This is a genomic window from Acidovorax sp. BL-A-41-H1, from assembly GCF_051942715.1.
The window spans coordinates 42136-66698 of the sequence record NZ_JBPVJQ010000010.1; the positions used below are offsets into that span (position 1 = coordinate 42136).

General features: G+C 65.3%; 19 protein-coding genes and 1 tRNA gene. 17 read left to right on the forward strand and 3 right to left on the reverse strand.

Features of this window, described 5'->3' with window-relative positions:
- The first annotated feature begins 1 nt into the window (after position 1).
- The 9 genes from ACTPOI_RS23655 to ACTPOI_RS23695 all read left to right on the forward strand — a co-directional run bounded on the left by ACTPOI_RS23655 (position 2) and on the right by ACTPOI_RS23695 (position 10563).
- Positions 2-78: transfer RNA gene (locus tag ACTPOI_RS23655), tRNA-Met, on the forward strand.
- 138 nt (positions 79-216) lie between these two features.
- On the forward strand, positions 217-657 hold the full coding sequence (locus ACTPOI_RS23660; RefSeq protein WP_440113556.1) for a hypothetical protein: 441 nt from the start codon (positions 217-219) through the stop codon (positions 655-657).
- 101 nt (positions 658-758) lie between these two features.
- A complete protein-coding gene (gene miaB, locus ACTPOI_RS23665; protein WP_440113559.1) occupies positions 759-2105 on the forward strand; it encodes a tRNA (N6-isopentenyl adenosine(37)-C2)-methylthiotransferase MiaB in 1347 nt (448 codons plus the stop codon).
- A gap of 12 nt (positions 2106-2117) precedes the next feature.
- Positions 2118-3575, forward strand: a complete 1458-nt coding sequence (locus ACTPOI_RS23670; RefSeq protein WP_440113562.1) for a sensor histidine kinase — start codon at positions 2118-2120, stop codon at positions 3573-3575.
- On the forward strand, positions 3565-4275 hold the full coding sequence (locus tag ACTPOI_RS23675) for a hypothetical protein (RefSeq protein WP_440113565.1): 711 nt from the start codon (positions 3565-3567) through the stop codon (positions 4273-4275). Before ACTPOI_RS23670 ends, ACTPOI_RS23675 begins: the two co-directional genes overlap by 11 nt.
- Before the next feature lie 11 nt (positions 4276-4286).
- Entirely contained in the window at positions 4287-5705 is a 1419-nt protein-coding gene (locus tag ACTPOI_RS23680) for a sigma 54-interacting transcriptional regulator (protein WP_252659041.1), read from the forward strand.
- Between the two features lie 238 nt (positions 5706-5943).
- Positions 5944-7479, forward strand: a complete 1536-nt coding sequence (locus ACTPOI_RS23685; protein WP_440113683.1) for a glucan biosynthesis protein G — start codon at positions 5944-5946, stop codon at positions 7477-7479.
- Positions 7452-9464 (forward strand): glucans biosynthesis glucosyltransferase MdoH, encoded by a 2013-nt coding sequence (mdoH, locus tag ACTPOI_RS23690; protein WP_440113568.1) that lies wholly within the window; start codon positions 7452-7454, stop codon positions 9462-9464. The genes ACTPOI_RS23685 and mdoH overlap by 28 nt, the downstream gene beginning before the upstream one ends.
- A gap of 265 nt (positions 9465-9729) precedes the next feature.
- Positions 9730-10563: a C13 family peptidase gene (locus ACTPOI_RS23695; RefSeq protein ID WP_252659039.1), complete on the forward strand. Its 834-nt coding sequence runs from the start codon at positions 9730-9732 to the stop codon at positions 10561-10563.
- A gap of 128 nt (positions 10564-10691) precedes the next feature.
- On the opposite strand, the gene ffh is transcribed toward ACTPOI_RS23695, so the two are convergent.
- Positions 10692-12071: a signal recognition particle protein gene (gene ffh / locus ACTPOI_RS23700; RefSeq protein ID WP_108617295.1), complete on the reverse strand. Its 1380-nt coding sequence runs from the start codon at positions 12069-12071 to the stop codon at positions 10692-10694.
- Between the two features lie 101 nt (positions 12072-12172).
- Between ffh and ACTPOI_RS23705 the strand changes: the two genes are divergently transcribed.
- The 8 genes from ACTPOI_RS23705 to ACTPOI_RS23740 all read left to right on the forward strand — a co-directional run bounded on the left by ACTPOI_RS23705 (position 12173) and on the right by ACTPOI_RS23740 (position 22445).
- Positions 12173-12970, forward strand: a complete 798-nt coding sequence (locus tag ACTPOI_RS23705; RefSeq protein ID WP_440113573.1) for a cytochrome C assembly family protein — start codon at positions 12173-12175, stop codon at positions 12968-12970.
- A complete protein-coding gene (locus ACTPOI_RS23710; RefSeq protein WP_094291457.1) occupies positions 12967-13197 on the forward strand; it encodes a PP0621 family protein in 231 nt (76 codons plus the stop codon). Before ACTPOI_RS23705 ends, ACTPOI_RS23710 begins: the two co-directional genes overlap by 4 nt.
- Positions 13198-13200: 3 nt before the next feature.
- Complete coding sequence (locus ACTPOI_RS23715; protein ID WP_440113576.1) at positions 13201-14904, forward strand: ATP-binding protein; 1704 nt, start codon at positions 13201-13203, stop codon at positions 14902-14904.
- 11 nt (positions 14905-14915) lie between these two features.
- The gene (locus ACTPOI_RS23720) at positions 14916-16424 is read left to right on the forward strand and encodes a sigma 54-interacting transcriptional regulator (RefSeq protein ID WP_440113579.1); all 1509 of its coding nucleotides are present in this window, start codon (positions 14916-14918) and stop codon (positions 16422-16424) included.
- Complete coding sequence (ampD, locus tag ACTPOI_RS23725) at positions 16408-17019, forward strand: 1,6-anhydro-N-acetylmuramyl-L-alanine amidase AmpD (RefSeq protein ID WP_440113582.1); 612 nt, start codon at positions 16408-16410, stop codon at positions 17017-17019. Before ACTPOI_RS23720 ends, ampD begins: the two co-directional genes overlap by 17 nt.
- 379 nt (positions 17020-17398) lie before the next feature.
- Positions 17399-20344, forward strand: coding sequence for a ribonucleoside-diphosphate reductase subunit alpha (locus ACTPOI_RS23730; protein ID WP_440113584.1), 2946 nt, complete (start codon positions 17399-17401; stop codon positions 20342-20344).
- A 135-nt stretch (positions 20345-20479) separates the two neighbouring features.
- Complete coding sequence (locus ACTPOI_RS23735; protein ID WP_252659034.1) at positions 20480-21676, forward strand: ribonucleotide-diphosphate reductase subunit beta; 1197 nt, start codon at positions 20480-20482, stop codon at positions 21674-21676.
- Between the two features lie 184 nt (positions 21677-21860).
- On the forward strand, positions 21861-22445 hold the full coding sequence (locus ACTPOI_RS23740; protein WP_440113587.1) for a histone: 585 nt from the start codon (positions 21861-21863) through the stop codon (positions 22443-22445).
- Between the two features lie 182 nt (positions 22446-22627).
- Here the strand turns inward: ACTPOI_RS23740 and ACTPOI_RS23745 are convergent, their stop codons facing one another.
- Positions 22628-23524 carry a carbohydrate kinase family protein gene (locus tag ACTPOI_RS23745; RefSeq protein WP_252659032.1) on the reverse strand — a complete coding sequence of 299 codons (897 nt, stop codon included), beginning with the start codon at positions 23522-23524 and terminating at the stop codon, positions 22628-22630.
- A gap of 32 nt (positions 23525-23556) precedes the next feature.
- Entirely contained in the window at positions 23557-24255 is a 699-nt protein-coding gene (locus ACTPOI_RS23750; protein WP_440113686.1) for a DUF3426 domain-containing protein, read from the reverse strand.
- Positions 24256-24563: the final 308 nt, after the last annotated feature.

Genomic DNA, 24563 nt, shown 5'->3' on the forward strand with positions numbered 1-24563 from the left:
CGGTCGTATAGCTCAGTTGGTTAGAGCGCAGCATTCATAATGCTGATGTCGGTGGTTCAAGTCCACCTACGACCACCATATCGAAACCCACAGTGCGGCAACTCACTGTGGGTTTTTTCTTTGAGGTACCGGCTTTCGCAGCCCGACAGTCTGCCGGTGGGACCTGCCCGCACCGCCTCCCCCTAGAATCGTGACTTCAGCCCCTGGATGTAAACCATGAACCGCTGCAACACTCCTGCCTCCGCCCCCATCTCACGCCACCGACACACCTGGCTCGCCGCCCTGGCCTGCGGCGCCCTTATGTCTGTCGCCATGCCAGCGGCCGCCCAGGTGGAGCCCGGACTGGGCATGAACCGTCCCTTCCCGGAAGCCGCGCTACGCGGCACACTGACCCTCTCGACCACCGCCGAAGCCGTGCTCAACGGCAAACCCATCCGCATGGCGCCCGGGATGCGGCTGTTCAGCCCCCAGAACACCCTGGTCATGGCGCACACCGTGCTGGGCCAGACCTTCAAGGTCAACTACGTGCTGGAAGCCAGCACCGGCATGCTGCACGCGGCCTGGATCCTGACCGAGCGTGAGGCGGCGCAACCCCGCAAGGGCAGCGACAGCACAACCAGCAACATCACGACCGGCTCTGGCGCCGTTCTGAAGTAATTCCTGCGGGTGCGGCCCTGGCGGCCACGCCCTTGCGACCTCCACAGCCCCTCTCCGCGCCCTGCTGGCGACGGTGACCATTTGCTATTTGCGACATTGCCATGGCCAAAAAAGTCTTTATCAAAACCTTCGGCTGCCAAATGAACGAGTACGACTCTGACAAGATGGCCGACGTGCTCAATGCCGCCCAAGGCTACGAGCCCACCCAGAACGTGGACGAGGCCGACCTCATCCTCTTCAACACCTGCTCGGTGCGCGAAAAGGCGCAAGAGAAAGTGTTCAGCGACCTGGGCCGCATCAAGCACCTGAAGGCACGCGGCGTGAAGATTGGCGTGGGCGGCTGCGTGGCCAGCCAGGAAGGCGCCGAGATCATCAAGCGCGCCCCCTATGTGGACGTGGTGTTTGGCCCGCAAACTCTGCACCGCCTGCCCGAGATGTTGAACCAGCGCGAGCAACTCGATAAGCCACAGGTGGACATCAGCTTCCCCGAGATTGAAAAATTCGACCACCTGCCGCCCGCCCGCGTCGAGGGTGCCAGCGCCTTTGTGTCGATCATGGAAGGCTGCAGCAAATACTGCAGCTACTGCGTGGTGCCCTACACCCGTGGCGAAGAAGTGAGCCGCCCGTTTGACGACGTGCTGGTGGAAGTGGCGGGCCTGGCCGACCAGGGCGTGAAGGAAATCACCCTGCTGGGCCAGAACGTGAACGCCTACCTGGGCAAGATGGGGGGCACGGCCGAGATTGCTGACTTTGCGCTGTTGCTGGAATACGTGTCGGACATCCCCGGCATCGAACGCATTCGCTACACCACCAGCCACCCCAACGAGTTCACACCCCGGCTGATCGATGCCTATGCCAAGCTGCCCAAGCTGGCGAGTCACCTGCACCTGCCCGTGCAGCACGGCTCTGACCGCATCTTGATGGCCATGAAGCGCGGCTACACCGCCATGGAATACAAGAGCACGGTACGCAAGCTGCGCGCCATCCGACCCGACCTGGCGATGAGCAGCGATTTCATCGTGGGCTTCCCCGGCGAGACCGAGGACGACTTCAACAAGATGATGAAGCTGATCGACGACATCCACTTCGACAACAGCTTCAGCTTCATCTTCAGCCCCCGCCCCGGCACACCCGCTGCAGGCCTGCACGACGACACACCGCACGACGTGAAACTGCGCCGCCTGCAGCACCTGCAGGGCGTCATCAACGCCAACATCAAGTCCATCAGCGAAAGCCGCGTGGGCACGGTGCAGCGCATTCTGGTGGAAGGCGCCTCCAAGCGCGACGCCACCGAGCTGATGGGCCGCACCGAGTGCAACCGCGTCGTCAATTTTGTGGGCCAGCCCCGCTTGGTGGGCCAGATGGTGGATGTGACCATCACCGAAGCCAAGGCCTACACCCTGCGCGGCGAGGTGCTGGTGCGTGAGGGCACCGCCCTCCCGGCCTGACCCACTCGGCGCATGGCCCCAAACCCCACGAGCCCTCCGCAGGCTCGCCCGCACGGCCCATCATTTCAGCAACTGCTGCTGCTCGCGTTCTTGCTGATTACGGCTGTGCTGGGCGCCAGTGCCCTGCGGGCAGTGTTCACCCTCGAAGCATTGATGGGCCAAAGCCAGGCCAGCGCCGCCCAGGCGGCCGCGCTGAACGTGGCGGCCCAGGCGCTCAACCAGCGCGGCCAGGCCATGGAGCGGTCGGCCCGGCAATCGCTGGTGCTGAACGACCCTCTGCTGCGCCAAAGCTTTGACGACATGGCCGCCGATGCCCAGGGCATCGTGCGCCAGCTGAGCGACGCGGGCCTGCCGCCCACCCAGGCACAGCAGTGGCAGGCCCATATGCAAACCGTGCACGACTTGCTGCGCGCCCCGCCCTGGCAGTCGCTGGAAAACGAACGCAGCGTGGCCGAAGAGTTCGTGGCGCTCGACACCCTGCATGCAGCCATCACGCAGTCGGTGCAAGAACTCAACGCCCGCCAGGCCAGCGAACTGCAGGCGCGGGTGGACGCCAGCCGCCGCACCGTGATGCACCAGCTGGTGGGGGCGATTGTGCTGGCGCTGGTGCTGGCGCTGTGGCTGGGCATCTGGCTGGCACGCCCCTTCAAGCGGCTGGAGCGCGCCATTCGCCGCCTGGGCGAGAACCAGCTGGAGCAACCCGTGGCCATCACCGGCCCTGCCGACGTGCGCCGCGTGGGCCAGCAACTGGAGTGGCTGCGCCTGCGGCTGGTGGAGCTGGACGCCGACAAGGCGCGCTTTTTGCGCCATGTCTCGCACGAACTCAAAACCCCACTGGCCGCACTGCGCGAAGGCGTGGCCCTGCTGCAAGACGGCGTGACCGGCGCGCTCAGCGAGGGCCAGAAAGAAGTCACACAAATCCTGCACCAGAACACCCTGGTGCTGCAAGGCGAGATCGAGGCGCTGCTGCGCTTCAACGCCGCCGCGTTCGAGGCCCGCCAGCTGCAGCGGCGCGAGATCGACTTGGTCGCCCTGCTGGAAGACCTGGTGGAAGCGCAGCGCCTGCAATGGCAGGCCCGCAGCCTGCGGGTGGAGGTGAGCGGCGAGCGCACCGTGCTGCTGCTGGATGCGGAGAAAATCACCTCGGCCATGGGCAACCTGCTGTCCAACGCCATCCGCTTCTCGCCCGAGCAAGGCACCGTGCGCATGGCCGTCTCGCGCGCCCCCGGCCAGGTGCGGGTGGATGTGACCGACGAAGGCCCCGGCGTGGCCCCCGCCGACCGGGCCCATGTGTTTGAACCCTTTTACCGGGGCGAACGCCAGCCTGAGAACGCGGTGCGCGGCACCGGCATCGGGCTGTCCATCGTGCAGGAATACATCCACGCGCATGGCGGCCGGGTGCAGGTGCTGCAGATGCCAGGCGACGCTCCCCGCTCTTTTTTCCGGATTGAATTGCCCGATGTTTCCTGAACCACAAGCCTCGCCGACCCACCGCCCAGCGTACCGGGGGATGCCCTGGTGCCTGCGCGCCGCCCTGTGCGTGGGTGCAGCATGGCTGGCTGGCTGCGCCACAGCCCCTACACCGCCGGATGGTGCCCCGGTGGCGACAGCTGCCCCTGCGGTTGAGCCGGCCCCGGAGCCCGCTGCCACCCCGCCCGAGCCACTGGCACCTGAAAGCGATGAGCCCACCACACCGCCCAAAGACCTGCTGCGCGACACTCTCGCCTATGCCGACCGCACCCTGGGCGCGAGCGGCATCGAGCTGGCACGAGAGGCAGCCCGCCTGTCCGACCTGGACGAGAACAAGCCCTCGCGCGCGCTGCGCCTGGCGCTGGTGCTGGCCCAAAGCCGCCAGCCCGCAGACACGGCGCGCGCTCTAGGCCTGGTGCAGCGCACCCTGACCAACCCTGCCGCCCAAGACCTGCACCCGCTGGCCCGCCTGCTGGAGGCGCGCCTGACCCAGCAGCGCCGCCTGGAAGAGCAGCTGGAACGCCAGGCCCAGCAGCTGCGCGACGCCCAGCGCCGCAACGACCAGCTGAGCGAACGACTGGAGGCCGTGCGCGCCATCGAACGCAGCCTGACCACACGCCCCGCACCGGCAGCCCCGGCCACACCGCCCCCGGGCGCAGCGGCCAGCGGCGCGAGCAACAACGGCAACGCCAAACCCTGAGGCACCACGCCATGCCAGCATCCACACGCCCATCCGAGCCGCGCAGCACCGCGCACCGCATCTTGGTGGTGGATGACGATGCCGACATGCTGCGCCTGCTGTCGCTGCGCCTGAAGGCAGCCGGGCACGAGGTCGTGGCCGTGGGTTCGGCCGAGGCCGCGCTGGCGCAACTCGACATGGCCCGGCCCCAGCTGGTGCTGAGCGATGTGCGCCTGCCGGGCAAGGATGGCCTGGCGCTGTTTGACGAGGTGCACGCGCGCCACCCTTCGCTGCCAGTGATCCTGCTCACGGCACACGGCACCATCCCCGATGCGGTCGAGGCCACATCGCGCGGCGTCTTCACCTACCTGACCAAGCCCTACGACGGCAAAGAGCTGCTGGAAAAAGTGGCGGAGGCCCTGGCCCTGAGCGCCCCTGCCCTGCACCAGGCCCATGCCAACGAAGTCTGGCGGGCCGACATCGTGAGCCGCTCGGCCCGCATGACCGACCTGCTGGCCGAGGCCTACCTGGTGGCCCAGTCGGACGCCAGTGTGCTGCTGCTGGGCGACAGCGGCGCCGGCAAAGAGCTGCTGGCCCAGGCCATCCACCGGGCCAGCCCGCGTGCCAGCAAACCCTTCGTGGCCGTGAACTGCGGCGCCATCCCCGAGGCGCTGCTCGAATCCGAGCTGTTCGGCCACGTCAAGGGCGCATTCACCGATGCGGTCAGCAACCACAAGGGCCTGTTCCAGGCGGCCGAGGGCGGCACACTGCTGCTGGACGAGATTGGCGACATGCCACCCGCCTTGCAGGTCAAGCTGCTGCGTGTGCTGCAAGAACGCGCCGTGCGGCCCGTGGGCGCGAGCCAGTCCATCCAGATCAATGTGCGCATCATCTCGGCCACACACCGCAACCTGGAGGCGGCCATGGCCGCAGGCCAGTTCCGCGAAGACCTGTACTACCGCCTGAACGTGGTGACCTTGCAGCTGCCCACACTGGGCGAGCGGCGCGAGGACATTGCGCTGCTGGCCAACCATTTTCTCGACAGGCTGGCCCGCAAGTACGACAAGCGCCTGTCGGGCTTTGCGCCCGAAGCCCTCAAGGCGCTCACGGCCGCCGCCTGGCCCGGCAACGTGCGCCAGCTGTACAACGTGGTCGAGCAGGTGTGCGCCCTGTCCACCACACCGCTGGTGCCGCTGTCGTTGGTGCAGCGCGCCCTGCGCATTCCCTCGGCGCAGGTGCTGAGCTTTGCCGAGGCGCGCCAGCGCTTTGAGCGCGAGTATCTGGTGGACCTACTGAAAATGACCGACGGCAATGTGGCCGATGCCGCGCGCCTGGCGCAACGCAACCGCACCGAGTTCTACCGGCTGCTGCAAAAACACGCGCTCACGCCCGGAAACTTCAAGACCGACGCGCCCGAATCCGACGACGTCGCCGATGAGCGACACGATTAAGTCATTGATTTTTCTGAGTTTTCTCTGGTGACGTCTCCATGCCGTCGCCAGATGGCGACAAAAAGACCGATTTTTGGCGGCTACCAGTACCCCGCACAACTGCTTACGTGCAGATGGCAGCGTAAGCCACTGATTTAAAACAGTTTTCTCAAGCTGGCACAGGGTTTGCCCTAGTGCCAGCATGCAAGCTGTTTTTTCCTGCCGCCTACGTGCCACTGGCCACTCCCTGTGGACTGCAGTGGTGCTGGTCACCACCCTGCTGACCGGGGTAGCCCAGGCACAGACACCGGGCCCGGCCTTCGATTTCGACACCGTCACCCGCGTCGCACGCGAGCGGGCCGAAAAGCCCTACCAAGCCGCCAGCGACACGCTGCCTGCAGACCTCGCGCAGCTCGACTACGACCAGGTGCGCGACATCCGCTGGCGCCCCGACCGCGCCCTGTGGCGCGCCGAAAAGTTGCCGTTTGAAGCGATGTTCTTCCACCTGGGCCTGTACCAGAAAGAACCCGTCCTGATCAACGAAGTCACGCCCCAAGGCGTTCGCCACATCAGCTACCGCAGCGCCGACTTCGACTACGGCAAAAACAAAGTGCGACCCGACGCCTGGGGCGACCTGGGTTTCGCGGGCTTTCGCCTGCACAACCACCTCAATACCAGCACCTACAAGGATGAGCTGGTGGTCTTCCAGGGCGCCAGCTACTTCCGCGCTTTGGGCAAAGGCCAGCAATACGGCCTGTCGGCCCGGGGGCTGGCCATCGACACCGTGGGCGGCAGTGGCGAAGAGTTCCCGCGCTTCACCGAGTTCTGGCTGGTGCGGCCCGACCCGCTGGCCACCCAGGTCACGGTGTATGCGCTGCTGGACTCGCCCCGCGCCACCGGGGCCTACCGCTTTGACATCCAGCCCGGCACCCAAACCACCACCACGGTGCGCAGCCGCATCTTTGTGCGCCCCCCCACGGGCAACGGCAGCGCCAAGCCCATCGCCACGCTGGGCATTGCGCCGCTGACCAGCATGTTCTTCTTTGGCGAGAACCAGCCCCGCAAGGGCGACTTCCGTCCCGAGGTGCACGACTCCGACGGCCTGATGGTGGCCACGGGCGACGGCGAATGGCTGTGGCGTCCGCTGCAAAACCCGCAGCAGACGCTGGTCACCTCGTTTGCCACCCACAACCCCAAGGGCTTCGGCCTGATGCAGCGCGACCGCCAGTGGGCCAGCTACGAGGACGTGGAGGCCCGCTACGAACGCCGCCCCAGCGCCTGGGTGCGCCCGCTGCACGACTGGGGCACAGGCCGCGTGGAGCTGGTGCAGCTCAGCACCCCCGATGAGACGCACGACAACGTCGTGGCGTACTGGGTGCCCGCCCAGATGCCGACACCCGGCCAGCCGCTGGAGTTTGCGTACGAGCTGAGCTGGCAGGGCGATACGCAGCAGCGCCCGCCCAGCGCCTGGGCCACGCAATCGCGGCGCGGCATGGGCTACTCCAAGCAGCCCGCCGAGGCATTGCGCCAGCAGGTGCAGTACGTGGTCGATTTCGACGGCCCGGCCCTCCAGGCCCTGCCCGCCGACGCCACGGTGAAGGCGGTGGTGACCAGCGATGCCAATGGCCAGGTGCTGGAAAACATCGTCTACCGCAACCCCGCCACCGGCCAGTGGCGCATGACCGTTCGCATCCAGCGCCAGCAGGCCGACCGGCCCATCGAGCTGCGCGCTTTTCTCCAACACGACAACCACGCTGTGAGTGAAACATGGACGCACATCATTCTTCCCGAGTAAGCCCCCCGGTGCCCGCCCATCCGCCCCGCAGCCCCCTGCGCGAGGAGCGGCACCCCAATGCCGTCACCGCGCCACCACTGCAGCGAGGATCCATGGTGCCCCTGCCCTGGCGGGGGTTCTGGAACAGCATCGGCACGGCACTGCTGCTGCGGCTGACCGGCCGGGGCCGCAGCAATGCCCCCCATGCATCGCAGGCCGACAGCCCCCCACAGGCCTGGGAACAGGCAGCGCAGCGCCGCCGATGGACCTTTGCCCTGCTCACCGTGCTGGCCACGGCGCTGGCGAGTTTTCTGTTTGCAGGCGTGCAGCCCGACTACGACAACGCCTGGCTGGGCTACGGCCAGATTGCGCTATTTGCACTGCTGTCGGCCTGGGTGGTCACCGGCTTTCTCACCGGGTTGATGGGCTTCTGGGTGATGTTGCGTGGCGACCCCCATGCGCTGTCGGTGCGCAGCGTGGCAGGGCATGCGCTGGCCCCGGAGACACGCACTGCGATCATCATGCCGATCTGCAACGAGGATGTGGCCACGGTGTTTGCCGGGCTGCGTGCGACCTGCGAGTCGGTCGCCTCCACCGGCCACGGCGCCAGCTTCGACGTGTTCGTGCTGTCCGACAGCAACGACCCCGCCATTGCCGCCGCAGAGCGCGCGGCCTGGGAGGCCCTGCGCAGCGCCCTGGCGCAACACAGCCCACAGCCCCAAGTGCAGGTGTACTACCGCCTGCGCACGCGCCGCACGCACCGCAAGGCGGGCAATGTGGCCGACTTTTGCCGCCGCTGGGGCAAGGACTACCGCTACATGGTGGTGCTGGACGCCGACAGCGTGATGAGCGGTTCCTGCATCGTCTCCATGGCCAAGCTGATGGAGGCCAACCCTTCTGCCGGCATCATCCAGACCGCCACGCAGGCCATTGGCCACGTCACGCTGCATGCCCGCGCGCAGCAGTTTGCATCGCGCGTCACGGGCCGCCTGTTCACGCTGGGCATGCAGTACTGGCAGCTGGGCGAGTCGCACTACTGGGGCCACAACGCCATCATCCGCGTGGCGCCCTTCATGCAGCACTGCGCGCTGGCGCCCATCCCCGGCAAGGGGGGCCTGGCGGGCGGCATCATGAGCCACGATTTTGTCGAGGCCGCGCTGATGCGCCGCGCCGGTTACCACGTGTGGCTGGTGTCCGACCTGGTCGGCAGCTACGAGCAACAGCCGCCCGACCTGCTGGCCGAGCTGCAGCGCGACCGCCGCTGGTGCCAGGGCAACCTGCAGAACGCGCGCCTGATGGCCGAGCCCGGCATCCACCCCGTGCACCGCTCCATGTTCGTCACCGGGGCCATGGCGTACCTGTCGGCGCCGCTGTGGCTCGCCTTCCTCACGCTGGGCACGGCGCTGTGGCTGTCGGGCGCCAAGCTGGTGGCCGACTGGCACATCCTGCCCGCCGAATTGCTGGCGCTGTGGGCATGGACGCTGTGCCTGCTGTTCCTGCCCCGCATCCTGGGCGTGGCCGCCGTGTTCATGCGGCGCGAGCAAAAGGAATATGGCGGCACCTTCAGCCTGCTCAAAAGCGCCGCGCTGGAGAGCGTGCTGGCCATCTTGCAGGCCCCCATCCGCATGCTGGCGCATTCGCTGTTTGTGCTGATTGCGCTCACCGGCCTGAAGCTGGAATGGAAGTCGCCCCCGCGCGAAGCCCATGCCGTGCCCTGGCGCCACGCGGTGCGCCAGCTGGCCCCGATGAGCGGGGTGATCGGCCTGCTGGCCCTGGGCGTGGCCCTGATCGACAGCAGCGCACTGCTGTGGCTGATGCCCGTGGGCCTACCGCTGGCGCTGGCGATTCCGCTGGCGGTCTGGACCAGCCAGATCGCCCTGGGCCAGGCCTTGCGCGCACAGCGCCTGCTGCTGATCCCCGAGGAATCCTGGTCTCCCCCGGTGCTGCGCCGCGCCTGGCTGCATGCCAGCCGCCTGGCCCGGCCCGCGCCGCTGGCGGCTTTGTGACAATGTGAAAAATCAGGCACAAACCACAAGCCGGTGTCCGCACCGGCTTTTTCGCATTTACTATATATTTGATAGCAATAAAGTGTTTACCATCGAGCGCAGATGCCTTAGAAACCTTCAAACTTTGGGCCTCTATGCCCTGTAACCCGTGCCTGGCAAGTCGTTACGATGCGTGTCCTTTTCACCTGGCCCCTGCGCCCAGACCGTTCTGCCTGACGGTGGTCTGCGGCACTGCGCGGCCCCGCTATCGATGCCACCTCTTCTGTTGTTCCCTGCCGCCCGCTGGCGGCTGATCCAGGCCAGCGCACTGGCCCTGACCCTGGCCCTGGTGGGCTGCGCCCAGCCCACCCCGGCGCCGCCCCACAAGCCCGTCCCGATCGCCACCCCGGCGCCCCCACCTCCGCCCCCCGAACCGCCCGGGCGCATCATCTTTGCGGGCTTTGCGATGCACTCGCAGGCCAAGGCCTTCCGCAACGACGTGCTGCTGGCCGAACAACGGGTCAAGGAGATCGACCCCAACGCGCTGATGCTCAAGCTGGCCAACCCGGCGCGCGACCAGCCCACCGACTGGCCCCAGGCCACGGCAGAAAATTTTGCACTGGTGATGTCCAAGACGGCCGAGGTGGCGCGCCCGCGCGACCGCGTGCTGCTGTTCATATCGACCCACAGCAACCCCGGTCTGCTCAACATCAGCGCGGGCGGCAAAAACCTGCAGCCCCTCACGCCCCAAGCCCTGAGCGATGCGCTGGCACCGCTCAACAAGGTGCCCGTGCTGGTGGTACTGTCCGCCTGCTACAGCGGCGCCTTTGTCGAGCCCCTGAAGGCACCGAACCGCGTGGTCATCACGGCCACGGACGCACGCCGCACCAGCTTCCAATGCAAATACGGCGGCAACCACACGCCCTTTGCCGAAGCCTTGTTTGGCCAGGCGGGCGGAGCCAGCCTTTCGGTGTCCGACTGGATGGGCGAGGCGCAAAAGTCCATCGCTGCACAGGAAAAGCGCCGCAAGCTCCCGGCCTCCCAGCCCCGCATCTTTGTGGGCGAAGAGGCCAAGGCGTGGGCGAATCAGCCGCTCAAGCACTGGCTGCAGGCGCCATAAGTAGATCCGGGCGCCCAGCCCCCAGGCAGGTGGCGCTGCTGCCGCCCTGAATACAAAAGCCCTGAAGAGGCCACGCCTCTTCAGGGCTTTTTTCAAACCGACGCCAGAAGCCTCAGAACGTCAGAACGTCAGAACGGCATCTTGGGCATGCCACCACCGCCCAGGCCTTTCATGCCGCCCATGCGCTTCATCATCTTCATGAGGCCGCCGCCCTTCATCTTTTTCATCATGCCCTGCATCTGCTCAAATTCCTTGAGCAGGCGGTTGACCTCTTGCACATGCACGCCCGCCCCGTTGGCGATGCGTTTCTTGCGCGTGGCCTTGATGAGGTCGGGCTTGCGGCGCTCCAGCGGCGTCATGCTCTGGATGATGCCTTCCTTGCGCTTGATGTCCTTCTCGGCCTTGTCCATGTCCAGGGCTCCGGCCTTGGCGGTGAGCTGCGACGGCAGCTTGTCCATCAGGCTGGAGAGGCCGCCCATCTGCTTCATCTGCTGGATCTGGGCCAGGAAGTCGTTCAGGTCAAAGCCGTCACCGCTCTTGACCTTGGCCGCGAGTTTTTGCGCAGCCTCCATGTCCACCCCGGCCGTGACCTGCTCGACCAGCGCCACGATGTCGCCCATGCCCAGGATGCGGCCCGCGTGGCGCTCGGCATCGAACACCTCCAGCCCGTCGATCTTTTCCGAGACACCGGCAAACTTGATGGGCGCGCCGGTGATCTGCCGCACCGACAGCGCTGCACCGCCGCGCGAGTCGCCGTCGAGCTTGGTCAGCACGATGCCGGTGAGGGGCAGCGCCTCCTTGAAGGCCTTGGCAGTGTTGATCGCGTCCTGCCCTTGCATCGCATCGACCACGAACAAGGTTTCGACCGGGTTCAGCGTGGCGTGCAGATCCTTGATTTCCTTCATCAAGGCTTCGTCAATGGCCAGGCGGCCGGCCGTATCGACCAGCAGCACGTCGAAATAGTGCTTCTTCGCGTAGTCGAGCGCGGCACGCGCAATATCCAGCGGTTTCTGGTCGGGCGTGCTGGGGAACCACTCGGCGCCCGCCTGCTTGGTGACGGTCTTGAGCTGCTCGATGGCGGCCGGGCGGTACACGTCGCCCGAGACAGTCAGCACCTTCTTCTTGCGCTTTTCGATCAGGTGCTTGGCCAGCTTGGCCGTGGTGGTGGTCTTGCCCGCACCCTGCAGGCCCGCCATGAGGATGATGGCCGGGGGCTGGGCGGCCAGGTTGATGTCGGAGATGCCCTCGCCCATGGTGGCAGCCAGCTCGCGATTGACGATGGAGACCAGTGTCTGTCCGGGCTTGAGCGAGCCCAGCACCTCCTGGCCCAGCGCCTTGTCCTTCACGCGGGCGATGAAATCGCGCACCACCGGCAGGGCCACGTCGGCCTCCAGCAGGGCCATGCGGACCTCGCGCAGCATGTCCTGCACGTTGGATTCGGTGATGCGGGCCTGGCCGCGCATCTCCTTGACGAGGCGCGAGAGTTTGTCGGTAAGGGCGGAGGCCATAGGGGAAGTTCCGGTGTTGCCTGCGCGCGATCAACACAAGGTCGGGGCGGACAGGCCCGCCAGGGCGCTGGCGGTGGGGGCAAAAGGCTAAACTGTGACCCATGATTTTAGCGAGTAGCTCCCCCATCAGCTGGCTGCTGGCCTTGGCCGCCGCGGTGGCATATGCCGTGCCAGCCGCCGCGGCCTCGCGCCTGGGCGCCACAGCCGCCCGCAACGCCCTGCTGGTGGCCTGGGTGCTGCACGGTGCGGTGCTGGTGTGGGGCCTGTGGGGCGACACCCCCCGCTTTGGTTTTGCACCGGCCTTGTCGATTACCGCCTGGCTGGTGCTCACTGTGTATGCGGTGGAGCGGCAGCTGTTTCCGCAGATGCAATCCCGCTGGGTGCTGGCGGGCCTGGGCGCTGCAGCCATCGTGCTGGCCATGGTCTTCCCGGGGCAGCCGCTGCATGTGGCCGCATCGGCCTGGCTGCCGCTGCACCTGGCTCTGGGCATTGCCTGCTATGGCCTGTTTGCGGCGGCCGTGGTGCACGCCTGGCTCATGACCCGCGCAGAGCGCCACATCCGCCAGGCAGAAGACCCACACAGCGGCATCCCCTTGCTCACCCTGGAGCGGCTGACCTTCCGCTTCGTGACCGCTGGTTTTGTGCTGCTCACCGCCACCCTGCTGGCGGGATGGCTGTTTGGCGAGGCCCTCTATGGCCGCAGCTGGCGCTGGGACCACAAGGCCATCTTCTCCCTGCTGTCGTGGCTGACGTTTGCCACCTTGCTGCTGGGGCGCGCACGGTTTGGCTGGCGCGGACGCAACGCGGTGCGGGTGCTGTATGCCGGATCGGCCCTGCTGCTGCTGGCCTATGTGGGCTCGCGGTTTGTGCTGGAAGTGGTTCTGGGGCGCAGTGCATGAAGTACCTGGTCTTGTTCTTGGTCCTGGCCGTGGCCATCGGTATCTGGCGCAGCCGCCGCGCGCCGGACGATGCCGTGCCCAAGCCATCGTCTCCCTCGCCACGCGCGTTGCCGCAGGACATGCTGGCCTGCGCGCATTGCGGCGTGCACATCCCTCAGGCAGAGGCCGTGATGCTCGGCAACCAGGCCTACTGCAGCACTGAACACCGGCAGCTGGGCCCGGCCTGAGCCATGCAAACCCTGCCTGCTGGCAACTACCTGGCCACGGTGGATGCGCCTTTTGTGCGCATGTGGCGTGGGTTCCTCACCGGCCGCCTCATGGTGGCGCTCGCCCTGCTGGTCCTGCAAGGAGCGGGACAAATCATCAACCAGGTGGCGGACCCCACGGTGCTGGCGCTCTGCGTGGCGTATCTGGTAGCCACCGTGGCCCTGCGCGTGCTGGCTCGGCAGGGCCCTCCTTCGCCCGGCGCGGGCCCCCAGTGGCTCCCATCCATCGGCATTGACCTTGCAGCCATCACGGCCCTGCAGCTGCTGCACGCAGGCACCATGAACTTCACGCCCCTGTTCGGCCTGCCCATCCTGATGGCGGCCGTGCTGGGCACACTCACGCTGGCGCTGGGCACCACGGCGGGCGTGACCCTGCTGCTGCTGGGCTGGGCCTGGTGGATGGGTGCACGCACGGGCGATGACGATGCACAGCGCTACCTGCAAAGCGCACTCACCGGCACGGGCTACTTCATCGTGAGTTATCTGGTGCACCAACTGGCGACACGGCTGGCGCGCGAACAGGAAGTGGCGCAGCAGAGCCAGATTGCGGCCCGCGTGCAGACCCAGGTCAGTGCCCTGGTCATCCAGAACCTGACCGACGGTGTGCTGGTGGTGGACGAAAATGATGTGGTGCGTGTTGCCAACCCGGCCGGTCTGCAGTTGCTGGCCAGTGGTGCCCTGCCCGACCTGCCGTTGACCCTGCAGTCCGCCTCCCCCTGGAAGCCATTGCTGATCCTGGCCCGGCGCACTTTTCGCCACGAACAACCCCAGACAGCGGATGTGGACCTGCTGCACCCCGGCCAAAGCCCGACCGGCCTGCATGTGCGCACCTGGCTCACATCGACCCGGGAAGCCGCCCGCGAGGCCCACACCGAGCGGCTGTGTGTGATGTTTTTGCACGATTTGCGCGAAATGGAAGCCCGCCTGCGCACCGAAAAACTCGCAGCCATGGGCCGCATGTCTGCGGCCGTGGCCCATGAAATCCGCAACCCCCTGGCGGCCATCGTGCAGGCCAACGCACTGCTGGAGGAAGACCTGCACGACCCGGCACAGAAGCGCCTGGCCCACATGGTCCAGCAAAACGCCGACCGGCTGGCACGCATTGCAGAAGAAGTGCTCGATATCGCCCGTGTCCAGCACCAGATCAGCCATGCGCCCGCCTCCACTCTGCAGCTGGACGAGACCATTGCCCAGATCTGGCACGACTGGCAGGCCCAGGACCCGGTGCAGCGCCGTGCCGTGGTCATGCTGGACACCCAGGCCACACAGGTGGAGTTTGATGGTGAGCACCTGCGCCGCGTGCTGGTGAACCTGCTGGACAATGCCCTGCGCTATATGGGGTCGGAGCCCGACTCCCTTTGCGTTACGACGCGCACCTCCCCTGCAGGCCAGGTCAGCCTGCAGGTGTGGAGTGACGGAGCCCCCATGGACAAATCCGTGGAGCGCCACCTGTTCGAACCGTTTTTCTCGTCCGAGAGCCGCTCCAGCGGCCTGGGCCTTTATATTTGCCGCGAACTGTGCCAACGCCATGGAGCGTCCATCAGTTACCAGCGGCTGAACCGCACCACGCTGCGGGGCGAGACCGGAGGCAACGCGTTCACCGTGGGCTTCCGCCGCACCACCCGCCCTGCCGACGCCGCGACGCTGTTTGACACCATCGTGGTCTGAACCGGATTGCCATGAACGCCCCTGCCGCCTCTATCCTCGTCGTTGATGACGAACCCGATCTGCGCACCTTGTACGAACTGACCCTGCTGCGCGAAGGCTATCGCGTGGAGACGGCGTCCAGCGTGCAGGAGGCGCGCGACCAGCTCAGGGCCCACCGCTTCGATGCCGTGATCACCGACATGCGGCTGCCTGATGGCTTTGGCATGGAGCTGCTGCAGGACCTGCGTGACCAGCAGCGCCGGGAGCGCTGCGTGGTCATGACCGCCTACGGCTCGGCAGAAAACGCGGTCGAGGCGCTGCGCTCAGGCGCCTTCGACTATCTGACCAAACCGGTGGACCTGAAGCAGTTCCGCTCGGTGGTGGCATCGGCAGTGCAAGGCACCGGTGGGGTGCCCGCCCCCCGGGCCGCCCGCAGCCCCGGACAACAACGCCAATCGGCCACGGCGGCCGAGCACGCATCGGGCAACGCGGCGCTGGACAAGCTGGTGGGTGCGTCGGAAGCCATCCGCAACGTCAAGCAGCGGGTGGCCAAGGTGTCGCGCGGCATGGCGCCGGTTCTCATCCATGGCGAGTCAGGCACCGGCAAGGAGCTGGTGGCCCAGGCGCTGCATGCCAGCAGCCAGCGGGCCGACGGCCCCCTGGTGGCTGTGAACTGTGGCGCGATCCCGGAGAACCTGCTCGAGGCCGAATTTTTTGGCGCCCGCAAGGGCTCGTACACCGGCGCCACCCAGGACCGGGACGGGTACTTTCAGGCCGCACGCGGGGGCACCCTGTTCCTGGACGAGATCGGCGATCTGCCTCTGGCCATGCAGTCCAAGCTGCTGCGCTCCATCCAGGAACGCAGTGTCCGTCCCCTGGGTTCCACCCAGGAAGAGACCGTGGATGTGCGCATCGTGAGCGCCACCCACCGGGATCTGGCGGCCGATGTACAGTCCGGCCGCTTCCGGCAGGACCTGTACTACCGGCTCAATGTGATCGAGATCGTGATCCCGCCGCTGCGGGAGCGGCGCGAAGACCTGCCCGCGCTCTGTACGGCGCTGCTATCCCGCATCGCCCAGGAATCCGGCATGCCCGTGCCAGCCCTCACCGACCGCGCGCTCGCCGCCATCGCCGCCCACCCGCTCACAGGCAATGTGCGGGAGCTGGAGAACCTTCTGCACCGCGCCGTGGCGCTCAGCGATGGCGAGGAGTTGCATGTGGACTGGCCGACCGGCGCCACCGACCCACAGGCAGTGCGTCCGGCGGCATCACCTGAGAGCAGCCCCCAGACGCAGACCGCCGATGCCACCGCTTCGCCCCCGCAAACCACCACCTGCGCCGCGCCCCTGCCCAGTGACCTACAAGCCTGGCTGGACCAGCAAGAGCGCGAGATACTGATCCGCGCGCTCAAGGAGGCCGGGTTCAACCGGACCGCCACCGCCGCGCGGCTGGGCATCAGCCTGCGCCAGATCCGCTACCGCATCGCGCGCCTGAACATCGCCGTCCCGAACGACCAGGACCCGCATGACGACATGGGATGACGCACAGCGCGTCTCCGTCTGGGACGGCGGCTGGCACCGAGGCGCACGCCGCCTGGAATCGCCCAACCACGGTGCACGCCCGGCAACGGCCCAGGCGGTGGATCTGATCGTGGTGCACTCCATCAGCCTGCCGCCGGGAGAATTTGGCACGGGCGCTGTGCAGCAGCTGTTCACCAATACCCTGGACTGGAACGCCCACCCCTATTACCAGGGCATCCGTGGCTTGCAGGTCTCTACCCACTTTTTCATCGACCGCCTGGGGGTGCCATGGCAGTTTGTGGACTGCGATCTGCGCGCCTGGCATGCGGGGCAGTCGTTCTACCGGGGGCGCGCCCAATGCAACGACGACTCCATCGGCATCGAGCTGGAGGGCCTGGAGGGCCTGGACTTTGAGCCCCCCCAATACCAGACCCTGGCCCGGCTGTGCCAGGACATCGCACTGCGCTATCCCATCGCCCATGTGGCAGGGCATGAACACATTGCCCCCGGGCGCAAGCAGGACCCCGGCCCCGGATTCGACTGGGCCATCCTGCAAAAAGCGCTGGATTGGCCACGCCACCAGTTCCCCAGCGCCACACAGCCCCCCGTGCCTTAGCAGCAATGAATAACGCTGTCGCATCGAAGCGTCAGCCCGGTTTTTTCTTTGTGCATTTGCACATTTTTTTTCTTCCAGTCGCCACGCGGCTCTGAAGGGAAAATGCGCCGCCAGCACCCGCCACTGCTGGGTTTACGGCACCCATCGCAACACCCGCAAGGGCCTCACGCCGGGTGCTCCGCTTGCGCACCGGGGGCCTAACACAGCTTGTTTCCCTTTTTCAGTCCGGTTCAGGCGGTACACTACCGGTAGTGTCTTGAACACACATGACACACCATATATAGTGTGCGACAGACTGAAGTCCGGCGCACCACTTCCCCATCGCGGCGCCCACTTGCGCCGCTCTCCCACTCCAGACAGCCCAAAGAAGAGGACACCCATGCAAGCTGCTTTGAACACGCCTTCCACCGCCCAGCCCGGCCCGGCAGACTCCAATGAATCCCAGGCCAACCCGGCGGCAACAGCCGGCAATGAGTTCGCACACCACCAGATCATTCGTCGCAATGGCGCTGTGGTGCCGTTCGAACCGCAAAAGATTGCAGTGGCAATGATGAAGGCCTTTCTGGCAGTGCACGGAACGCAGGGGGCAGCATCCGCCAGCGTCCGCGAAGTGGTAGACACCCTGACCCACAACGTGACCCGGGCACTGGTGCGCTCGCGCCCCGGTGGCGGCACCTTCCATATTGAAGACGTGCAGGACCATGTGGAGCTGGGCCTGATGCGCGGTGGCCACCACGAAGTGGCCCGCGCCTACGTGCTGTACCGCGAACGCCGCACCCAGGAGCGCGCGCGCCAGAGCGAGCAGCAAGCCCCCGTGGCATCCGCCCCGCTGCTGCACGTGCTGGACGGCGACGCACGCATTGCCCTGGACCTGGGCCGCCTGCAGGCACTGATCGAATCGGCCTGCGTGAACCTGGGTGCGGACGTCAAGGCCGACCCCATCGTGGCCGAGACCATGCGCAACCTCTATGACGGCGTGCCCATGGATGAGGTCTACAAGGCGTCCATCCTGGCCGCGCGCACGTTGATCGAAAAGGACCCCGACTACACCTACGCCACGGCCCGCCTGCTGCTGCACACCATCGTGCGCGAAGTGCTGGGCAAGGAAGTGACCCAGGCCGAGATGGGCCAAGCCTATCTCGAATATTTCCCTCAGTTCATCAAAAAGGGCGTGGACAACGAGCTTTTGGACGAACGCCTGCTGCAGTACAACCTTCAGCGCCTGGGTGCCGCCCTCAAGGCCGACCGCGACCTGAAGTTCGACTACCTCGGCCTGCAGACGCTGTATGACCGCTACTTCCTGCACGTCAAGAAGACCCGCATCGAGCTGCCCCAGGCCTTCTTCATGCGCGTGGCCATGGGCCTGGCACTGAACGAAACCGACCGCGAAGCCCGCGCCATCGAGTTCTACGAAGTGCTGTCGTCATTCGACTTCATGTCGAGCACGCCCACGCTGTTCAACAGCGGCACGCTGCGCTCGCAGCTGTCCTCGTGCTACCTGACCACCGTGCCCGACGACCTGGACGGCATCTACGAATCCATCAAGGAAAACGCCCTGCTATCCAAATTTGCCGGCGGCCTGGGCAATGACTGGACCCGCGTGCGCGCCCTGGGCTCGCACATCAAGGGCACAAACGGCGAATCGCAGGGCGTGGTGCCCTTCCTCAAGGTCGTGAACGACACGGCCGTGGCCGTGAACCAGGGCGGCAAGCGCAAAGGCGCGGTCTGCACCTACCTGGAAACCTGGCACCTGGACATCGAAGAGTTCCTGGAACTGCGCAAGAACACCGGCGACGACCGCCGCCGCACGCACGACATGAACACGGCCAACTGGATCCCCGACCTGTTCATGCGCCGCGTGATGGAAAAAGGCACCTGGACGCTGTTCTCGCCCTCCAACGTGCCCGACCTGCACGACCTGTTCGGTGCCGACTTCGAGAAGGCCTACGTGGCCTACGAAGAAAAGGCAGCGCGCGGCGAGATCAAGCCCGCCAAGACGGTGCAGGCCACCGACCTGTGGCGCAAGATGCTGACCATGCTGTTCGAGACCGGCCATCCCTGGATCACCTACAAGGATGCCTGCAACGTGCGCTCGCCCCAGCAGCACGCCGGTGTGGTGCACTCGTCCAACCTGTGCACCGAGATCACGCTGAACACCAGCGACACCGAAACCGCTGTCTGCAACCTCGGCTCGGTCAACCTGCTGCAGCACCTGAAGAATGGGCAGATCGATCACGACAAGCTCAAGAAGACCATCACGGTGGCCATGCGCATGCTGGACAACGTGATCGACATCAACTACTACGCCGTGACCAAGGCGCGCGACTCCAACCTGCGCCACCGCCCGGTGGGCCTGGGTGTGATGGCCTTCCAGGACAGCCTGTACGAACTGCGCATTCCTTATGCCTCGCAGCAAGCGGTGGAGTTTGCCGACAAGTCGATGGAGGCCATCTGCTACTACGCCTACTGGGCATCCACCGAACTGGCCAAGGAGCGCGGCAAGTATTCCAGCTACAAGGGCTCGCTATGGGACCGTGGCATCCTGCCCTTCGACACGCTCGACATGCTCTCCCAGGCCCGGGGCGGTTATGTGGAAGTGGACCGCTCGTCCACGCTGGACTGGGACGCCCTGCGCAAGAAAATCGCGCAGGACGGCATGCGCAATTCGAACTGCGTGGCCATCGCCCCGACGGCCACTATCTCCAACATCATCGGCGTGGATGCATCGATCGAACCATCGTTCGGCAACCTGTCCGTGAAGTCCAACCTTTCAGGTGAGTTCACCGTCATCAACGGCGGCCTGGTGCGCGACCTCAAGCGTCTGGGCCTGTGGGATGACGTGATGATCATGGACCTCAAGCACTTCAAGGGCTCGCTGCACCCCATCGACCGCGTGCCACAGGACATCAAGGCGCTGTACTCCACAGCGTTTGAAGTCGAGCCGCAGTGGCTGGTGGAAGCCGCATCGCGCCGCCAGAAGTGGATTGACCAGGCCCAGAGCCTGAACATCTACATGGCAGGTGCATCCGGCAAGAAGCTCGACGACACCTACAAGCTGGCCTGGATCCGTGGCCTCAAGACCACGTACTACCTGCGCACGCAGAGCGCCACGCACGTCGAGATGAGCACGGTGAACACACGCCAGCTCAACGCAGTGTCCTCGGGCAACGACGGCGGCGCGTCCGCAGCATCCGCCCCCGTGCAGGCACAGCCCAGCGCACTCGAAGCGGCGGCTGCCACCGCTGCTGCACAGTCCGCAGCGGTGCCCGCCACGGATGTGAAGTTCTGCGCCATCGACGATCCTGGCTGCGAAGCCTGCCAATAAGGACTTCGCGCACAACACTTCGGACTGATCCGGGGTGTTGTGCCGGTGCTGTGAAGCAACAAAACGTTGCTGCACAACGCTGCAGTGCTTTCCTTTTTGCAGCACTGCTTTCATAATCCGAACACTGGAAAATCTATGTTGTCCTGGGACGAAGAAGTCAAGCCCTCATCGCAAAATCAATTGGACGGTGGACTGAACAAGAGCCACCCGGCGGAACAGCCGCCCCTGCCTTTCCAGACCCCCTCCCTGCAAGCCGTGCATGCAACGATGACAGCCTCTGCCGTTGCTCCGACCGCTGCAGCAGCAACCGCACATCGGCGCGTCAACGCAGCCGACAAGCGCATCATCAACGGCCAGACCGACGTCAACCAGCTGGTGCCCTTCAAGTACAAGTGGGCATGGGAAAAATACCTCGCCACTTGCGCCAATCACTGGATGCCGCAGGAAGTGAACATGACGCGCGACATCGCGTTGTGGAAGGACCCCAACGGCCTGACCGAAGACGAGCGCCGCATCATCAAGCGCAACCTCGGCTTCTTTGTGACTGCCGACTCGCTGGCAGCCAACAACATCGTGCTGGGTACCTACCGCCACATCACAGCACCCGAGTGCCGCCAGTTCCTGCTGCGCCAGGCGTTTGAAGAAGCGATCCACACGCACGCTTACCAGTACATCGTGGAATCGCTGGGCCTGGACGAAGGCGAAATTTTCAGCGCCTACCTGGAAGTTGCCTCGATCCGCGACAAAGATGAGTTCCTGATCCCCTTCATCGAGGCGATCATGGACCCCAACTTCCACACCGGCACCTTCGAGACTGACCAGACGCTGCTCAAGTCGCTGATCGTGTTCGCCTGCCTGATGGAAGGGCTGTTCTTCTACGTGGGCTTCACACAAATCCTGGCACTGGGCCGCCAGAACAAGATGACCGGTGCGGCAGAGCAGTACCAGTACATCCTGCGTGACGAGTCCATGCATTGCAACTTCGGCATCGACCTGATCAACCAGCTCAAACTGGAAAACCCGCACCTGTGGACTGCCGAGTTCAAGGCCGAAATCAAGGCGCTGTTCCTCAAGGCGGTTGAGCTGGAGTATCGCTACGCCGAAGACACCATGCCACGCGGCGTGCTGGGCATGAATGCCTCGATGTTCAAGGGCTACCTGCGCTACATCGCCAACCGCCGCGCTACGCAGATCGGGCTGGAGACGTTGTTCCCCAACGAAGAGAACCCGTTCCCGTGGATGAGCGAGATGATCGACCTGAAGAAGGAACGCAACTTCTTCGAAACCCGGGTTATTGAATACCAGTCCGGTGGTGCGCTGTCCTGGGACTAGCGCCTTTTCGCATCACACCACCATGGATTTTTACACCACGCCCCAGACAGACAGCGCCACAGAGCGCCGCCGTGTGGAGCGTTCCCGTGTTCATGGAGATGGAGTTCTATTCCATCTCCATGGATCGCTTGCTGTCCACTGTAGACAGCAAGTGCTCTTTGCAAATTGACCCAAGGAGAACATGATGGCAACTGCGAAAAAACCCGCCGCCAAGAAGGCTGCACCCGCGAAAAAAGCTGCAACTGCAAAGCCCGTAGCAGCGAAGAAGGCTACACCTGCCAAGAAGGCAGCAGCACCGGCCAAGAAAGCCGCTCCAGCCAAGAAGGCGGTAGCAGCAAAGAAGGCTGCACCTGCCAAGAAGGCAGCAGCACCGGCCAAGAAAGCCGCTCCAGCCAAGAAGGCAGTAGCAGCAAAGAAGGCTGCACCCGCCAAGAAGGCAGCAGCACCGGCCAAGAAAGCCGCTCCAGCCAAAAAAGCAGTAGCAGCAAAGAAGGCTGCACCCGCCAAGAAGGCAGCAGCACCGGCCAAGAAAGCCGCCCCAGCCAAGAAGGCCGTAGCAGCAAAGAAGCCCGCATCCCCCGCCAAGAAGGCCGCTCCTGCCAAAAAGGCAGCAGCACCCGCCAAGAAGGCCGCTGCCAAGGCTCCCGCCAAGAAAGCTGCCCCTGCCAAAAAGGCCCCCAAGGCGCCTGCCCCTGCAGGCGCACCAGCAGCGCAGACCACCCTGAATCCTCAGGCTGCCTGGCCCTTCCCTACGGGCAACAAGCCTTAATTCAGGCGTATTGCACGCTCAACCCGGTGCCTGTGTGCACCGGGTTTTTTTTCGCCTGCGGCACGCCAGCCCACAAACAGCGGGGCAGCACGGGCCACACCTCGCGGTGGCATCAGATCAAGTAGGCGTTGGACCGGGCTCAAACATCTGTTCAGCCCCCTTTACCCAACGCCGATCACAGCTCACTCCACCGAAAAATCCAGCGTGTAGTTCTGCGGCCCGCGCTGCGCGATTTTGAGAGCCCCCACGCGGTTGCCCAGCGCCGCGCAACGTGGCAGCGCCCAGCCCCGTTCCAGGCCGAACAGCAGCGCACCGCGCCAGGCATCCCCACATCCCGTGGGGTCCACCACCTGCGTCGGCACCACGGCAGGCACATGGGTCTTCTCACCTGCAACCCACACCTCGCAGCCCTCAGCCCCCAAGGTAACCACCAGCCCCTCCACCTTGTGCGAGATTTCAGCCAGGGTCCAGCCGGTGCGGTCGCTCAGCATCTTTCCTTCGTAGTCGTTGACTGTGACCCAGGATGCCTGGTCAATGAACTTCGCCAACTCGTCCCCACTGAACATGGGCAGCCCCTGGCCAGGATCGAACACAAACGGAATACCCGCCGCCACGAACTGGGCTGCATGCTCCAGCATGGCATCGCGCCCATCGGGTGCAATGATCCCCACACTCGCCTTGGAGCCCACATCAATGCGGTTGGCATGCGCCTGCATCATGGCCCCCGGGTGGAAGGCCGTGATCTGGTTGTTATCGCGGTCCGTCATGATCATGGCCTGTGCGGTGTAGGTGTCCTGCACCTGGCCCACGTGGCGGCAATCGATGCCCAGCGACTGCAGTCGCTGGAGGTAGTCCGCCCCATCGCTGCCTAGCATCGCCATGGGCAAAGGCTCCCCCCCCAGCAGCTTGAGGCTGTAGGCAATGTTGCCCGCACACCCGCCAAAATCGCGGCGCAGAGAAGGCACCAGGAATGACACATTGAGGATGTGCAACTGATCAGGCAGGATCTGCTCTGCAAAGCGCCCCTCGAAGGTCATGATGGTGTCGAATGCCAGGGAACCACAAATGAGGGCAGCCATAGAAATGAATCGGTCCGTAGGTTGGTAAAAATTCAGGGATAGAACGCCAGCAGCCGGTACCCAGCCACGCGCGCACCGCCTGTGGTCACGATCACCGATACCGAAGTGCTCCATTCGCCACGCGCCGGCAGCTCCGCCGGTGCGGCCATGTCGTTCGGCAGCAGCACCCGGCGCAGCACAGGCTGGTCCTGGGCATCGGTCAAGGTCAACTCCACCGCAGGCATGGCCAATGGAATGTCCGCTTTGCTCTTCATGGTCAGCGCCAACTGGTAACTGTCGCCACGGGCTTTGTTGAACGAAGAGCTGTCGATGACCACATCGGCAATCTGGCGCTGGGGAGCCACCTCGCACTGCAAAGGCTCGCACAACTTGAGCAGCCACGGCCTTGCACGCGGGTCCGTGGCTGCAATGCGGTCACGCTCCTGGACGGCGACCTGCAGCAACATGCCCACCACCAAGACCAGCAATACAAGCACCAGCACGGCCCGCACCACAGGCTTGCGCCAGAAAGCCTTGCGCCGCGCAGCAATCACAAAACTGACCTCAGGCCCGGCCTCATGCGCACCCTCTTCGCCCTGCTCATCTTCATCCACCTGGCTGGCCACGGGCTTGCGAGTGCGGGGCTGCAACACCGCAGCCGGAGAGTCATCTGCGACCAGCTCCAACGCTGCCGGTATCTCATCCACCACGGGCCGCTGCACAAAATCCACCGACGGCAGGAGCTCAGGCACGGTCGGGGGGGCGTCATGGTGGCCCGTGCTCGGCAGGTCAGAGGAAAGTGCCTCCCCGTGGTGCTCCAGCACAGGCTCCGCTGCCAATGTGCTCCCGGTCGCATCGACCACGGCCTCGCTGCCCACCCCAGCGAAGGAGCTTCCCCCTCCACCCTTCCCCGAGGTCACCGGGCCGTCAAGCCCGATGGGGTCATGCGAATCGGCAGTGGGAAGCTCATACCCACCCCGCACAACCTCCGCAGCCCCGCCCACTTCGGCATCCGCCACGGCTATGGGCAGAGCCGCCGCCTCACCAGGCGCCTCCGCAG